General features: G+C 65.1%; 13 protein-coding genes and 1 pseudogene. 7 read left to right on the top strand and 7 right to left on the bottom strand.

Annotation, left to right across the window (positions count from 1 at the left end; translation table 11 throughout):
* The first annotated feature begins 59 nt into the window (after positions 1 to 59).
* Genes anfO through DY468_RS21000 form a run of 3 tightly spaced genes read left to right on the top strand, consistent with a single transcriptional unit; the run spans position 60 to position 1,927 of the window.
* Positions 60 to 752 (top strand): Fe-only nitrogenase accessory protein AnfO, encoded by a 693-nt coding sequence (gene anfO / locus DY468_RS21010; protein WP_164607019.1) that lies wholly within the window; start codon positions 60 to 62, stop codon positions 750 to 752.
* The gene (locus DY468_RS21005) at positions 749 to 1,339 is read left to right on the top strand and encodes a gamma-glutamylcyclotransferase family protein (RefSeq protein WP_164607017.1); all 591 of its coding nucleotides are present in this window, start codon (positions 749 to 751) and stop codon (positions 1,337 to 1,339) included. The genes anfO and DY468_RS21005 overlap by 4 nt, the downstream gene beginning before the upstream one ends.
* Positions 1,340 to 1,396: 57 nt before the next feature.
* Positions 1,397 to 1,927, top strand: coding sequence for a pyridoxamine 5'-phosphate oxidase family protein (locus tag DY468_RS21000; RefSeq protein WP_164607015.1), 531 nt, complete (start codon positions 1,397 to 1,399; stop codon positions 1,925 to 1,927).
* A gap of 173 nt (positions 1,928 to 2,100) precedes the next feature.
* Here the strand turns inward: DY468_RS21000 and DY468_RS20995 are convergent, their stop codons facing one another.
* Positions 2,101 to 2,934 carry an NAD(+)--dinitrogen-reductase ADP-D-ribosyltransferase gene (locus DY468_RS20995; protein WP_164607014.1) on the bottom strand — a complete coding sequence of 278 codons (834 nt, stop codon included), beginning with the start codon at positions 2,932 to 2,934 and terminating at the stop codon, positions 2,101 to 2,103.
* Between the two features lie 683 nt (positions 2,935 to 3,617).
* On the opposite strand from DY468_RS20995, the gene DY468_RS20990 reads away from it, so the two are divergent.
* The 3 genes from DY468_RS20990 to DY468_RS20980 all read left to right on the top strand — a co-directional run bounded on the left by DY468_RS20990 (position 3,618) and on the right by DY468_RS20980 (position 6,270).
* Positions 3,618 to 3,809, top strand: coding sequence for a hypothetical protein (locus DY468_RS20990; RefSeq protein ID WP_107354681.1), 192 nt, complete (start codon positions 3,618 to 3,620; stop codon positions 3,807 to 3,809).
* 244 nt (positions 3,810 to 4,053) lie between these two features.
* Entirely contained in the window at positions 4,054 to 4,839 is a 786-nt protein-coding gene (locus DY468_RS20985; protein ID WP_164607012.1) for a MetQ/NlpA family ABC transporter substrate-binding protein, read from the top strand.
* Between the two features lie 93 nt (positions 4,840 to 4,932).
* Positions 4,933 to 6,270, top strand: a complete 1,338-nt coding sequence (locus DY468_RS20980) for a phenylacetate--CoA ligase family protein (RefSeq protein ID WP_164607010.1) — start codon at positions 4,933 to 4,935, stop codon at positions 6,268 to 6,270.
* Between the two features lie 490 nt (positions 6,271 to 6,760).
* On the opposite strand, the gene DY468_RS20975 is transcribed toward DY468_RS20980, so the two are convergent.
* From DY468_RS20975 to DY468_RS20950, 6 genes are all read right to left on the bottom strand, one after another.
* On the bottom strand, positions 6,761 to 7,534 hold the full coding sequence (locus DY468_RS20975; RefSeq protein ID WP_164607008.1) for a MetQ/NlpA family ABC transporter substrate-binding protein: 774 nt from the start codon (positions 7,532 to 7,534) through the stop codon (positions 6,761 to 6,763).
* Between the two features lie 28 nt (positions 7,535 to 7,562).
* The gene (locus tag DY468_RS20970) at positions 7,563 to 8,231 is read right to left on the bottom strand and encodes a methionine ABC transporter permease (protein WP_107343465.1); all 669 of its coding nucleotides are present in this window, start codon (positions 8,229 to 8,231) and stop codon (positions 7,563 to 7,565) included.
* Positions 8,221 to 9,327 carry a methionine ABC transporter ATP-binding protein gene (locus DY468_RS20965; protein WP_164607006.1) on the bottom strand — a complete coding sequence of 369 codons (1,107 nt, stop codon included), beginning with the start codon at positions 9,325 to 9,327 and terminating at the stop codon, positions 8,221 to 8,223. The genes DY468_RS20970 and DY468_RS20965 overlap by 11 nt, the downstream gene beginning before the upstream one ends.
* Positions 9,328 to 9,516: 189 nt before the next feature.
* Positions 9,517 to 10,464, bottom strand: a complete 948-nt coding sequence (epsC, locus tag DY468_RS20960; RefSeq protein WP_164607005.1) for a serine O-acetyltransferase EpsC — start codon at positions 10,462 to 10,464, stop codon at positions 9,517 to 9,519.
* Between the two features lie 164 nt (positions 10,465 to 10,628).
* Positions 10,629 to 12,605 carry a family 2A encapsulin nanocompartment cargo protein cysteine desulfurase gene (locus DY468_RS20955; RefSeq protein WP_164607003.1) on the bottom strand — a complete coding sequence of 659 codons (1,977 nt, stop codon included), beginning with the start codon at positions 12,603 to 12,605 and terminating at the stop codon, positions 10,629 to 10,631.
* Complete coding sequence (locus DY468_RS20950; RefSeq protein WP_013503751.1) at positions 12,592 to 13,536, bottom strand: family 2A encapsulin nanocompartment shell protein; 945 nt, start codon at positions 13,534 to 13,536, stop codon at positions 12,592 to 12,594. Before DY468_RS20950 ends, DY468_RS20955 begins: the two co-directional genes overlap by 14 nt.
* Before the next feature lie 543 nt (positions 13,537 to 14,079).
* On the opposite strand from DY468_RS20950, the pseudogene DY468_RS24675 reads away from it, so the two are divergent.
* Positions 14,080 to 14,320, top strand: a pseudogene (locus DY468_RS24675) (hypothetical protein); the annotation flags it as partial.

The raw sequence follows: 14,320 nt of genomic DNA, 5'->3' as shown, positions 1-14,320 counted from the left end.
GACGGTTTGCCATGTCCGTCGCCGGACTCTTCTTTCTCCTGACGGCCGCGAGACAACCGATGAAGATCGCAGCTTATGTCGACGCCGAGGGCGAGATCACAAAGGTCTCGGACAAGGGCGTGATCCTGCTGTTCGAACAGCACGGCGAAGTCTGGAAGGTTCGCAAGACGATCCGCTTCGCGGTGCGGCCGGACGATGGGCTGGCCGAGATTCACGCATCCCTCGCCGCAATGGTGCCCGAGCTGGAAGACTGCCGGCTGTTTCTCTCCCGGAGCGTGCGCGGTGTCGTCAATTCGCTGCTGCAGGAAATGGGCGTGCAGACCTGGCAGTCGCACGGCCCGCTGTTCACCCAGCTCGAAACAATCGCCCGCAAGGAGAACGAGCGCGCGCAGCAGAGCGCCAAGGCCGCACGCGCCGAGCGACGCTCGCGCCGACGGCGCCGTCGTCAGGACGATGCGGGCAGCGATCTCGACGAGATCAAGCCGGTGCTGGTCGGCGACGACGACAGCGGTCACTTCCGGCTCGATCTGGTGCGGCTGCTGCAGGACGATCCGGGCCTGAACTCCTGGGACATCCTGATCCCGTTCCTCACCGGCACGCCGTTCCGTCAGCTCGATCTCGTCTGCGATCACATTCCGCGCTGGTTTTCCCGCGCGATGCGCGCGCTCGATATGGACGCCGAGATCATGGAGCTGCCCGGCCTCGGCGTCGCCGCCACCATCACCCCGAAGCAACAGGCAGAAGCGACATGACCCCGACGCTCACCACGCCGTTCCCGACCGCGCCGCGCGCCAAGCCGGCCCGCCGTCCGACCACGCTGCTGTTCGCCTATGGGGCCACGCTGAACCCCGAGCACATCATGGTGCGCCTGTGCCAGCCGAAGATCCGCGCGATCGCCCGGCTGCCGGACTACCGGCTGGGCTTCCACGGCCATTCGGAAGTTTGGGACAGCGGCCTCGAAACCCTGGTGGACGAGCCCGGCGCAGAGGTGTGGGGCGTGCTCTACGAGCTGTCGGCCACCGAGCTGGACCGCTTCGATGCCTGGCAGGGCGTCAAGCTCGACGGCGGCGGATCGTACTTCCACTACCCGGTCGAAGTCATCGACGACAACGGCCAGGTTCTCGACGCGCTGTTTCACCGTAAGACCGAGATGGGGCCGCAACAGCCGCCGAGCCGCGACTATCTCGACTTCATCCTCGCCGGTGCACGCATTCGCGGCCTGCCTGCGCCCGCGATCGCGGCGCTCGAAGCCTGCCCCGCGGTCCAGCCGCGCTATCCGGTGCCGAAGATCAACACCGACATCAAGGCGCTGGCCTCGAAGCTGTCCTGCGCCTGCTGACGATCCGATTCAGCGGTCCCGGTGAAGCCGGAGCGCCGCGCATCTAGGAGACCTGGAATGACCGAACCCGCTTCCGACCTGTTGTCCCGACCGATGCGGCGGCGCAGCCGCGAAATCACCGATCGCACCGAGATCGACGCGATCCTGGCGAGCGACAAGGTACTGCATCTGGCGCTGGCGCGGGACAATGTGCCGTTCCTGGTGCCGGTGTTCTACGGCTTCGACGGCAAGGCGCTGTATGTCCATTCGGCCAGCGGCGGCACCAAGATCGAGATTCTCAAGACCAACAACCGCGTCTGCTTCGAGGTGACGACCGAGAACGGCGTCGTCACCGCCGAAGCGGCCTGCGATTTCGAAGCCAAGCACCGCACCGTGATCGGCTTCGGCCGCGCCAATTTCGTCGATGACGTCGCCGAAAAGACCAAGGCACTTGATCTGATCGTCAGCCGGTTCACCGACCGCAAGTTCGACTATCCGGCGGAAAAGCTCGGCATCACCAAGGTGATCCGGATCGACATCGACAGCATCAAGGGCAAAGCCTACGGCTTCGGCGAACCGCGCCCCGAGCAGCCCGGCGAGACCGATTGATCGGATCAGCCTCCCACGCTGTCATTCCGGGGCGCGGCCGAAAGGCCGCGAACCCGGAATCCCGAGGTTATTCTTCGTGGCCGAGATTCCGGGTTCGCCCGCTTCGCGCGCGCCCCGGAATGACTCGTTGATAGGCCATCACCGAACCGGGACGATATCCTGCACAACGGCCCTCAAAACCATCCGTGATACGCCCGAACCTTGTAGTTTCCACCGACCACCAGAAACTCGCCTTCATAGCCGAGCACATGCCGCTGCAGCAGGCCGGGGAAGAACAACAACTTCGCCGTCGGCACCTCGGTCTCCAGCACCCAATCACCAAATTCCTCGGCGCGCTCCTTGGAATCGCTGAACGACACCAGATTGTTCAGCCGCACTGTGCACAGACGGCTACGGGCATCACCTTCGATCAGCTGATCCTCGACGTCGTTGGTGCCGCGCCACAGCCGGACGAAACGCGGCCCCGGTGTCTTGAAGTGGCGGATGCTCCATTGGCAGTATTCGTACAGCAGGTCGAACTGCTGGAAGATGCAGTTGTTGTGAAAGCGGGCGTCGGTCTTTTCCTGCAAGTAAGTCGCCCACGCCGCAGACGGAAACAGCCCGAGCCGCTGCTTGTGGAAGGTTGGCACCAGCCCGAACCGGCTCTCGACCCAGCCCTTCAGCACCGCCGCCTTCGGGCAATCGGATTCGACGCCCCAGCCGCGCAGTAGATCGAGATAGCAGGTCGGGTGCCGTGCGGCTGACGGGCCATGCGCTCCCGGCGCGAGGCCGAACTCGAGCTCCATGTAATGCTCGAACACCTCGGCGGCGGTCGCCGGATACTCGCAGGCGGCGAGCAGCCGGAACAGACCTGGGTGCGTCTCGCGGGTGCCATGGATGGTGATCCGGCGCAAACAGCGGTTGAACGCGGTCGAGCCGATCAGCCCGACCGGTACGCCCACCATATTGGAGCAGTACCAGCGTTCTGGATCCTCGCTCACCGGAGGAGAAGGGATAGGTTCGTCCATGCGAGGCTGCGAGACCGGAGTGCCGACGCGGCATTTGATCGAGACATCGGTCCCTCATCAAGCCCGCCTGTCGGAGGGGGCGTCCCAGCCTTTGATCAGGAGTGACTCGCAACTTCTCCCGGAATCCAAAGCTTGTTGTGAGTGAGCATGCGATGCGCAACCGACTTGCGAACCGAGTGCCTGATTCCGGCTGGTTCGCAGGTGTGCGCGCTGCAGCAGGAAGTTCTCTTCATCCGATGGAGCAGACCACGGCGCTTTCTCATTCGCGCGTTCCCGCGCCAAATCGATCTTATTTTTTGGTACGCGTTGACTTCACATCGGTGTCTGGCAGATTTGACTCGTCCGACGTTCTTGGTGGGCTCGGATCGCGGGATTTGACGGAGCAGCTTGCGCCGCGGGTTTAATCGCTAAAGCGCCACGACACGGCTCGTGGGCTCCTTTGTTGACGGAGATCGGCTCATGAACGCCATCATCTCGATCATTGTTGAACGACCTGCCTCCGACCATCGCGCAACCATTTCGTTGCGTGCGATTGCGCCGGGCTCGACATCCGCCCGACTTTCTCTTCCCCGCTCCGGCCTCTGTTGTAGCTGTCGAATGAATCTCGGCTGACGCCGACACCGTTTCGACACCACCGACATCATCAGAGATCAGAAGGCGCTGGCTTTGCCAGTGGGAGAGTCATGTCCGACGCTTACGTCATCGAAGTTCAAGCCCGCACCGCCGGCATCGTCGTCCGGGACGGACGCAAGTTCTGCTTCTTCGCGGCCCATCACGACTTCAACAGTCTGGAGCGACAGTCGTTCGGTTCGCTGGTCGCCGCCCAGAAGGCCGCGACCCGCTGCGCGAAAGATGTCCGCCCGCGGCTGCAGTAACCAGCAGCGGCCAGCTTCTCGTCACCCAAACGGCGCCCAAGCCACCTTCGCGTCGCGCGCGGCGCGAAGGTGCGACGGGCATCACGGCTCGCACACGCGACACGAATTTTCTGCGATGGCGGCAGATCGGGAAATCCCGATCTCGTCTCGTCGCGGATTTCGAAATGGCCGCTGCTTCGGGCGGCCGGTAGTTTCCCCGCAAACCACGACCACCAAGATGGTCACGTCTCGAGGTTGAATTCCCATGGCACGTAAACTCGTTTTCGCCGCGGCAGCTTTCGCCGCACTCACCGCCTCGGCTCCGGCCTACAGCACCGAAGTGGTCCGGATCGGCACCACCGCCGGTCCTTATGCCGAGATCCTGCGCTATGCCGGCGATCTTGCCGCCAAGCAGGGCATCGAACTGAAGATCACCGAATTCACCGACTACACGGTGCCGAATGCTGCCCTGGCGCAGGGCGACCTCGACATCAACAACTTCCAGCACCAGCCCTATCTGGACAACCAGGTGGCACAGCGCGGCTACGATATCGTGTCGATCGCCAAGAGCATCATCGTGCCGATCGGGATCTATTCGAACAAGGTCAAGAGCATCGCCGACATCAAGGACGGCGCCAGCGCCGCAATCCCGAACGATCCGTCGAACGGCGCCCGGGCGTTGCAGCTGTTCGAGAAGGCCGGGCTGATCAAGCTGAAGCCGGGCATCGGCATCAAGGCGACGATCGCCGACATCGCCGAGAACCCCAAGCATCTGAAGATCGTCGAACTCGACGCCGCGCAGTTGCCGCGCTCGCTGAACGACCTCGACTTCTCCGCGGTCAATCTCAACTACGCGCTCAGCGCCGGGCTCGACCCGAAGAGCGCGCTGCTGCTCGAAGGCGCCGACACCAACTGGAACCTGGTGTTCGCGGTGCAGGCCAAGAACAAGGACAATGCGACGCTGAAGAAGTTCGTCGAAATCTATCGCTCGCCGGAGGTCAAGGCCTTCACCGAGCAACGCTTCAACGGCACCATTCTCACCACCTGGTGACACCGGACGCCGTCGCAACGATCGCCTGTTCATCCTTCCATCGATAGCGCGACCGGCTCCACGGCCGGTCGTCCGCATTCAGGACCACCGCACATGACCGCGACTTCCGACGAGCGCCCGTACTGGGACGCCAAGCTCGAAACCCAATCGCGCGCCGACTGGGACGCGCTGAAACTGTCGCTGCTGCAAAAGCACGTCGCCCACGCCTATGCGGGCTCGCCGGCCTATCGCGCCGCGTTCGACGCCGCGAAGGTCTCGCCGGGCCAGATCAAATCGCTGGGCGACATCCGCCGCTTTCCGTTCATCGACAAGCGCACGCTGCGTGACCGCCAAATCGCCGTGCCGCCGTTCGGCGATCTCGTCGCGGTGCCGGAGCGCGACATCGTCTATATCTCCGCATCGTCCGGCTCGACCGGCGTCCCGACCGCCTCGCCGTTCACGCAATCGGACTTCGACGGCTGGATCGACTATGAGGCACGGCAGTTCTGGTCGTCCGGAATGCGGCCGACCGATCGCTACGTGCATTCGCTGAACTTCTCGCTGTTCATCGGCGGGCCGTGCGTGCTCGGCGCGCAGAAGCTCGGCGCGCTGACGATCCACGCCGGCACAATTCCGTCCGACCGGCTGCTGCAGATTCTCCGCCAATTCCAGGCCACGGTGATCTGGACCACGCCGTCTTACGCCTGGTATCTCGGCGAAACCGCGATCAAGGAAGGCTACGACCTGCGCAAGGACCTCGCTGTGCGCCGGATCTTCGTCGCCGGCGAGCCCGGCGGCTCGATCCCGGAGACCCGCGACCGCATCGAGCAGCTGTGGGGTGCGTCGGTGTACGACTATTACGGTCTGTCCGACATCTTCGGCTCTTGCGCCGGAATGTGCGAGCAGAAGGACGGGCTGCACTGGGCCGAGGATCACATCCTGGTCGAGGTGATCGATCCCGACAGCGGCGAACCGGTGAAACCGGGGGACCGCGGCGAAATGGTGCTGACGACCCTGCAGAAAACGGCGCGGCCGATGATCCGGTTCCGCACCGGCGACATCGTCAGCTTCAATCCGGAGCCGTGCCGCTGCGGCCGCACCGCGATCCGCCTCAACGGCGTCCACGGCCGGCGCGACGACATGCTGATCATCAAGGGCGTCAACCTGTTCCCGAGCGACGTCGAAGCCGTCGCGCGGCAGGATCATGAGCTGACCGGCGAATATCGGCTGGTGGTCGACCGGATCAATCACCTCGACCGTCTCACCGTCGAGGTCGAGCACATCCACGGCTACAACGGCGGGACTCACACGCTCGCCGACCGGTTCGAACGCAAGCTCAAGGCCATCACCGGAGTCTCGGCCGCGGTCTCGGTGCTGAAGCCCGACACCCTGCCGCGCGCCACGCACAAAGCCAAGCGGGTCGAAGACCGGCGCAGTGGGGTGTGGAGCTGAGGAAGAGGACTGAGGACAGGTGGACGACTTAAGTCCAGGCGGCGGAGCGTCAGCGTTCCGCCGCTGCCCTACCCTCACCATCATTGCGAGGAGCGTAGCGACGAAGCAATCCAGTCCCGTGCACGAGGCCTCTGGATTGCTTCGCTGCGCTCGCAATGACGGGAATGGGGCGTTTGCTGACAGGCGACGAGTCCCGTAGCCCGTATGGAGCGAAGCGAAATGCGGGGCGGCGCCTGCCGTTAAGCACGGCGTTATTAAAGGACCCGGATGGCGCTGCGCTCCATCCGGGCTACGATTCTGCGGATCGAGGCGGCGTAGTTGTTTGGCCAGGTTGATTGAAGTTGAGGCGTTACCGCAAATACAAAGTCATCCGCGGGCTTGACCCGCGGATCCATCGCGCGCGTAGCGCGCACCTTGGACTGATGGATCGCCGGGTCAAGCCCGGCGATGACGCATCTGTCAGGAGCAGCCGCAGAGCGCGGCGCGCCCTTCACCACGCCGGAATATACGTCCCCTTGAAACGCGTCTCGACGAACTGCTTGACCGGATCGGAGTGGTAGGCGTCGATCAGTTGCTTGACCCAGGGCTTGTCCTTGTCTTCCTCGCGCACCGCGATGATGTTGACCCAGGGGCCTTCGATGGTCTCGCGGGCGAGCGCATCCTTGGACGGATCGAGGCCGGCCTGCACCGCGTAGTTGTTGTTGATCGACACCAGATCGACGTCCTGCAACGAGCGCGGCAGCTGCGCGGCGTCGAGTTCGACGAATTTCAGCTTCTTCGGGTTGTCGGTGATGTCGGCGACGGTCGCGGTCGCGCCAACGCCGTCCTTCAGCTTGATCAGGCCGTGCAGCGCCAGGATCTGCAGGCCGCGCGCGCCGTTGGACGGATCGTTGGCGATCGCCACGGTGGCGCCTTGCTTGAGGTCGGCGAGCGCCTTGACCTTGACCGAGTAGACGCCCTGCGGCGACGCGATGGTGTTGGCGACCTTGACGATCTTCCAGCCGGTCTTGGCGACCTGCGCCTTCAGATACGGCTCGTGCTGAAACGAATTAGCCTCGAGCTCCTTCTGCGCCAGTGCCTGGTTCGGCACCACGTAGTCGGTGAACTCGATCGGCTTGATGTCGAGGCCGCGCTCGGCGGCGACCTTCTTGACCACGTCGAGGATCTCGGCGTGCGGGCCGGCGGTGACGCCGACCCGGATGGTCTCGGCATGGGCGGCGCCGGCGAAGGCCAACGCGATCAGGGAAACGGCAAGACGGCGCATCGGATACTCCTGGTCTGAACAGCGAAAATCAGTGACGGCGGATGCGGCGCTTATCGAGCTTGCGCGCCAGCGTGTCGCCGAGCGTCTGCACGCCCTGCACCAGCGCGATCAGCACCAGCACCACGGTCAGCATCACTTCCGGCATGAAGCGCTGGTAACCGTAGCGGATGCCGAGATCCCCGAGGCCGCCACCGCCGACGGCACCGACCATCGCCGAATAGCCGAGCAGGCTGACGATGGTGAGCGTCAGCGCCATCGTCACCGCCGGCATCGCTTCGGGCAGCAGCACCTTGCGGACGATCTGCAGCGGGCTGGCGCCGAACGCACGCGCCGCTTCGATCAGCCCGTGATCGACTTCGCGGATCGCCGCCTCGATCACGCGGGCGATGAATGGAATCGCCGCGATCGTCAGCGGCACGGTCGCCGCCGCGGTGCCGATCGAGGTTCCGGCAATCAGCCGGGTCAGCGGCACGATCGCCACCACCAGGATGATGAACGGCGTCGAGCGCGTCGCATTGACGACGACGCCGATCAGGCGATTGGCGATCGGCGCGGCGAACAGCTCACCGGCCTGAGAAGTGGCGAGGAAGATGCCGAGCGGCAGGCCGATCAGCGTGCCGAACAGCCCCGCCAGCCCGACCATGTAGAGGGTGTCGAGCGTCGACGACGCGATCATGCGAATGAGTTCAGGCGACATAGCCGAGCTGCTCCACCAGATTGTTGCCGGCCGACAGTTGCGCGATCACCTGGCGCAGCACCTCGGGCGCGGCGTCGAGCGACACAATCAGCGTGCCGAACGGATGGCCGGCGATCATCTCGACCTGCCCCGACAGAATGTTGAGATTGACGCCGAGATCGCGCGACACCCGCGACAGCAGCGGCTGGTTGGCGTCACTGCCCTTGAAGGTGATGCGCAGCACCGCCTGGCCGCCCGGCGGCTGATGCGGCTGCAGCTTTTCCAAGAGCCAGTCCGGCGCGCCGCTGCCGGTCACCGACGAGACGAACCGCCGCGTCACCTCGTGGCGCGGGGTGGCGAACACATCGAAGGTTGCGCCGTCCTCGACGATCCGGCCCCCTTCGATCACCGCGACGCGGTCGGCCAGCGCTTTCACCACCGCCATCTCGTGGGTGATGAACAGGATGGTGAGATGCAGATCGCGATTGATCTGCTTCAACAGCTCGAGAATCTGGTCGGTGGTTTCCGGATCGAGCGCGGACGTCGCTTCGTCCGACAGCAGCACCGACGGCTCGGTGGCGAGCGCGCGGGCAATGCCGACTCGCTGTTTCTGGCCGCCGGACAGCTCCGCCGGATAGCGATCACGCTTGTCGGCGAGCCCGACCATGTCGAGCAGCGGCAGCACGCGCTTTTCGATCTCGGCTTTGGGCGTGCCGGCGATCTCGAGCGGCAGGGCGACATTGCCGAACGCGGTGCGCGACGACAGAAGGTTGAAATGCTGAAACACCATGCCGATCGAGCGCCGCGCGGTGCGCAGATCGCGCTCGGACAGCGCGGTGATTTCGACGCCGTTGACAACGACGCGGCCGCTCGACGGCTTGTCCAGCCCGTTGATCAGCCGGATCAGCGTCGACTTGCCGGCGCCGCTGCGGCCGATCACGCCGAGGATGGAGCCTTTCGGGACGGTCAGGCTGATATCGTCGAGGGCGACGACTTCGGCACTGCTCTTCCGTGCCGAATACACCTTGCGGACACGGTCGATCAGGATACCGGTGGTCGGCTGCGTCGATACGAAGGCGGGGCGCTCTCCCGCGGGCGGTTGCCAGGGAGCATTCATGATGGGCTCGTTCATCGATTCCAGGTGGCCGCCCGCGTGGCGGCGTTCCCTATCGACTACCGGCCAGCACCGCGCACCGCAATGCCCGGAGAATAAAAACAACGCGCGGATCGAAACGACGACACATCACGACTTAGATTTGATCTATAATGGCAAGACGGGAGAAAATTCTTTCGCAGGTTTGCCACCTCAGATACCGCCACCGTCCTCGAAGGCGTCATAGCGCGCCTTGGCCTGGGTGATGACGCTGTTCGGCGGAACGTCGCGCGTCAGCCAGACGCCGCCGCCAACCTGTGAGCCCTGCCCGATCGTCACCCGCCCGAGCACCGTGGCGCCGGCATAGATCACGACCTCGTCCTCGATGATCGGATGACGGTCGCCGCCTTTGACGATGCGGCCGTGCTCGTCGGTCTCGAACCGCTTGGCCCCGAGCGTGACCGCCTGATACAGCCGCACCCGCTTGCCGATCCGCGCGGTCTCTCCGATCACGACCCCGGTGCCGTGATCGATGAAGAAGCTCTCGCCGATGGTCGCGCCGGGATGGATGTCGATGCCGGTCTGCGCATGGGCGATCTCGGCGACGATCCGCGCCAGCATCGGCACGCCGAGCACGTACAGCCGGTGCGCGATGCGATGCCGGATCATCGCGGCAACGCCCGGATAGCAGAACACGACTTCGTCCAGGCTCTTCGCTGCCGGATCGCCATCGAACGCGGCGCGAATATCGCTGTCGAGCAGCGCCCGGATCCGCGGCAGGTCGTGGGCGAAATCCGCCGCGATGGTCAGCGCCTGCTGTTCGATCTCGCCGGGCTTGGCGGCGCCGTCGAGATCGGCAAGGCGCAGTTCGCGGCCGACCTCGCGGCGCAGCCGGCGCAGCGCCTGCTCGATGGTGTCGGCGACAAAGATGTCGAGACTGTCTTCCGACAGCCCCGCCGGCCCGAAGTGACGCGGATACAGCGCCGCCACCAAAGCATCGACGATACCGGCGACCGCCTCGCGCGACGGCAGTTCCGGCAGCGACCGGCCGCGATAGCGCCGCCGCTGGGAGATGGCGCGGAGCCCTGCGAGTTCGGCGACAATCTCGCCGAGGTCCCATGCTGGCTCAGTGACGACACGGGGCTCGGCGGATTGCGACATGCGGGCGGCTCCGGTGAGTTAGTTGTGAAGCGACGAGTGACGAACTCTCCCCGTCATTGCGAGCGAAGCGAAGCAATCCAGAGGCGCCGTGCACGAAGCTGGATTGCTTCGTCGCTGCGCTCCTCGCAATGACGCGTTGATAGTTCTGTGTTGAACATTGCCGATCACGCCCGCACACCTCGCCCACTCTGCAATCGCCGCAACGCGTCGACCAGTGCGTCGATGTCGTCATGGGTGTTGTAGAGAGCGAGCGACGGCCGCACCGTGCTTTCCAGCCCGAATCGGCGCAGGATCGGCTGGGCGCAATGATGGCCGGCGCGCACTGCGATGCCTTCGCGATCGAGCGCCTTGCCGACATCCTCGCTGCGGCAGCCGTCGAGCACGAACGACAGGATGCCGGCCTTCTCGCGCGCGGTGCCGATCAGCTTCAGGCCCGGCACCGTCAGCAGGTGCTCGGTGCCATAGGCGAGCAGCTCGTGTTCGTGCGCCGCGATGTTGGCCATGCCGATGCGGGTCAAGTAATCGATCGCGGCGCCGAGCCCGACCGCATCGGCGATATTACCGGTGCCGGCTTCGAACCGATCCGGCGGCCCCTGGAAGATCGTCTTCTCGAAGGTGACGTCGGCGATCATGTTGCCGCCGCCCTGCCACGGCGGCATCGCTTCGAGGACATCGGCCTTGCCGTACAGCACGCCGATCCCGGTCGGCGCGAACATCTTGTGACCAGAGAAGGCGTAGAAGTCGACATCCAGCGCCTGGACGTCGACCGGCATGTGGCAGACGCCTTGGGCGCCGTCGACCAGCACCTTGGCGCCGTGGCGATGCGCCAGCGCGGTCATATCCGCGACCGGGGTCACCGTGCCGAGCGCGTTAGAGACTTGCGTGAACGCGACGATCTTGGTCTTCGGCCCGAGCAGCTTCTCGTATTCGTCGAGCAGGATCTGGCCGTGATCGTCGACCGGTGCGACGCGCAAGCGAGCGCCTTTCTCAGCGGCGAGCTGCTGCCACGGCACGATGTTGGCGTGGTGCTCGAGATGCGACACCACGATCTCGTCGCCTTCGCCGACATTGCGGCGGCCCCAGGCCTGCGCCACGAGGTTGATCGCCTCGGTGGCGCCCCGCACGAACACGATGTCCTTCACCGAGGGCGCGTTGATGAAGCCGCGCACCTTGTCGCGGGCCGCCTCATAGGCATCGGTCGAGCGTGCCGCCAGCGTGTGGGCGGCACGATGGATGTTGGAGTTCTCGTGCGTGTAGAACTGCACCAACCGATCGATCACGCATTGCGGCTTCTGCGTTGTGGCGCCGTTGTCGAGCCACACCAGCGGCCGACCATTGACGGTCTCGCGCAGGATCGGGAAATCACGCTTGAAGACATTGGCGTCGAACGGCCGTGCACCGGACAGATCAAGCACATGCACGTCGGTGCGATGCTGCGGCGCCAGCCCCGTGAGGTCGAAGGTCTCGACACGGGGCGGCGCGGCCGATGCCGGCGTCGCATGGGCCAGGGCCGGATTGTCGGCGAGAAAATACAGCGGCGCTGCCGTCGCCGCAGCGTCGGCACCGAATGGCCCCGCGCTCGGCCATGCAGTGCGCGGCACGAAGCTGCGGGATTCGTCGAGCCGGCCTGGTAGCGCGGCGAGATCGGTGTCGCGCGCGAACACCGGCTGTACCGCCGGTGCAGACGGAGGCGGCGGCGCCACAGGCGGAGCCGCGAGCGGCACCTTCAGCTCCTGCGGCAACGAGCCAACCGCCGTGGTCGGCTCCGGCGCCAGATTAGGATCGAGCGTGAAGATCGGTGCCGACGGCCGCGCCGCGCCCACGGTGGGGATCGGCGAGGCCCCGCCGGGATTGTGGTTCGGCTTATAGGAGGGCGATAGCGCCGGCGTGCCTGGAATCGCATTGTGCAGCGGCTCGGCGGCAAACAGCGGCGCCGAGCCGAGCGCGGCGCCGGGCTCCGGCACCGCTCCGGTCGGCAACGCCGAGAAAAACGCGTTGGCCAGCCGCGCGATCGAGGCGACATCCGGTGCACCGACCGCTGCGGCGGACACCTGCTCCAGCGACGCCGGTTGTGGCAGCGCTCCGCCTGGCGGCAAAGCCGCCGAGCCGGGATGCGGCAAAGTCGGCTCAGGCGTACTCATGATACGTACCGACCTCGACATCATCGAGCACACCGAGCGCGTCCTCGGTCAGCACCGCCAGCGAGCAGTACAGCGAGATCAGATACGAGGCGATCGCCTTGCGGTTGATGCCCATGAACCGCACCGACAGGCTCGGCGCCACTTCGCCCGGCACGCCGGGCTGGAACAGGCCGACCACGCCCTGCTTCTTCTCGCCGGTGCGCAGCAGCAGGATCTTGGTGCGGCCGGCTTCGTCGAACGGCACCTTATCGGACGGCACCAGCGGCAACCCGCGCCAGGTGAGGAACGGCGAACCGAACATGTTGATGGTCGGCGGCGGCACGCCGCGGCGGGTGCACTCGCGACCGAACGCAGCGATGGCGCGCGGATGCGCCAGGAAGAACGCCGGCTCCTTCCAGACCTTGGTGATCAGTTCGTCGAGATCGTCCGGGGTCGGCGGGCCCTTCCGGGTCGAAATCCGCTGCGACGGCGCGGTGTTGGCGAGCAGGCCATATTCGGCGTTGTTGATCAGTTCGCCTTCCTGCCGCTCCTTGACCTTCTCGATCAGCAGCCGCAGCTGCTCCTGGATCTGATCGAACGGATGGCTGTAGAGGTCGGACACGCGGGTCTGCACGTCCAGCACGGTCGTCACCGCGTTGAGGAAGTACTCGCGCGGATGCTCCTCGTAGTCGACGAAGGTCTCCGGCAGATCCGGATCGCGGTCGCGCCGCGGGCTGCATTCGACATCGAACGAAGCCGATGCCGTCGCGCCGCGCGTTTCCTTGACGCGATTGAGACGGAAGATACCAGCCTCGACCGGCGTCCATTGCAACAGCGGCACCAGCCAGCGCGGGGAGATGCCTCCCCATTGCGCACGGGTCTTGGTCGCGTTGGCGAGTTGGCGCGCTGCGCCTTCAGCGAGCGTCCTGCGAACTTCGGTATCTTCAGTCATGAATCACTACCCTCGGCGCCGCGGCACCTAAGTGCCGGCGCGTCGCTCAAATGGACCACCTTTGCGGAATAGGAGAAGATTTGAGCTGTGTCCATGTCAGCGATCTGTCGCGGGACACGCAACTAATAGAATAGATTTCTACTAACAGATGCACTCAACTCATTGCTGTCGATTCAGCCCGGGCGATTAGCAGTGCATTTTCTCGAAGGCTGCCGCCGAAGAATGAGTTCCTTCGCGCCACGAGAATAATTCTTTAGATGGATGTGGAATTGTGTCCGGGCGGCCACTGCAGGGCCGGCAGCAGGCGACGGACAGGTGTCACGGCACCAGGAAGAGCTCGATGCGGGGCCCGGCGCGCGCCCAGCCCCGTGGCGGATGCCGAAACGACACCCTTGCGCCTGGATACCCTGCAGGGGTATGATCGATCAAATCGAGACCGTCGCGCCATCCATAAGCGTCGGTCTTGAAATTGACGCGTGACAAGTCTTACCTCTGGCGTCGTGCTATCGGATCACCGATAGCCCTTGGCGAGCTGAAAGCGGGATGCGACTGTTCCGGACGATCTTGGCGCTGATGATGGCGTTGTCGCTGGCGGCTTTGCCGGTCGGCTCGGCGTCGGCCGTCATGCTGCCTACCGGACCGGCGGAAGCCGCGCAGCACGTCCAGCACCACGAGCATCACGCTGGCACCCACCCCGCTGCCGCCGTCGAATCCTGCCACGGCGCCACCGCCGATGCAGCGCCAATAACGCCCTCCCTCCCTAAACCTCCGGCCCAGTGCCCCC

The sequence above is a fragment of the Rhodopseudomonas sp. BR0M22 genome (assembly GCF_010907035.1).
GTDB lineage: Bacteria > Pseudomonadota > Alphaproteobacteria > Rhizobiales > Xanthobacteraceae > Rhodopseudomonas.
The sequence above is the reverse complement of the archived record's forward strand: the minus strand, read 5'-3'. Positions and strand labels throughout refer to the sequence as shown.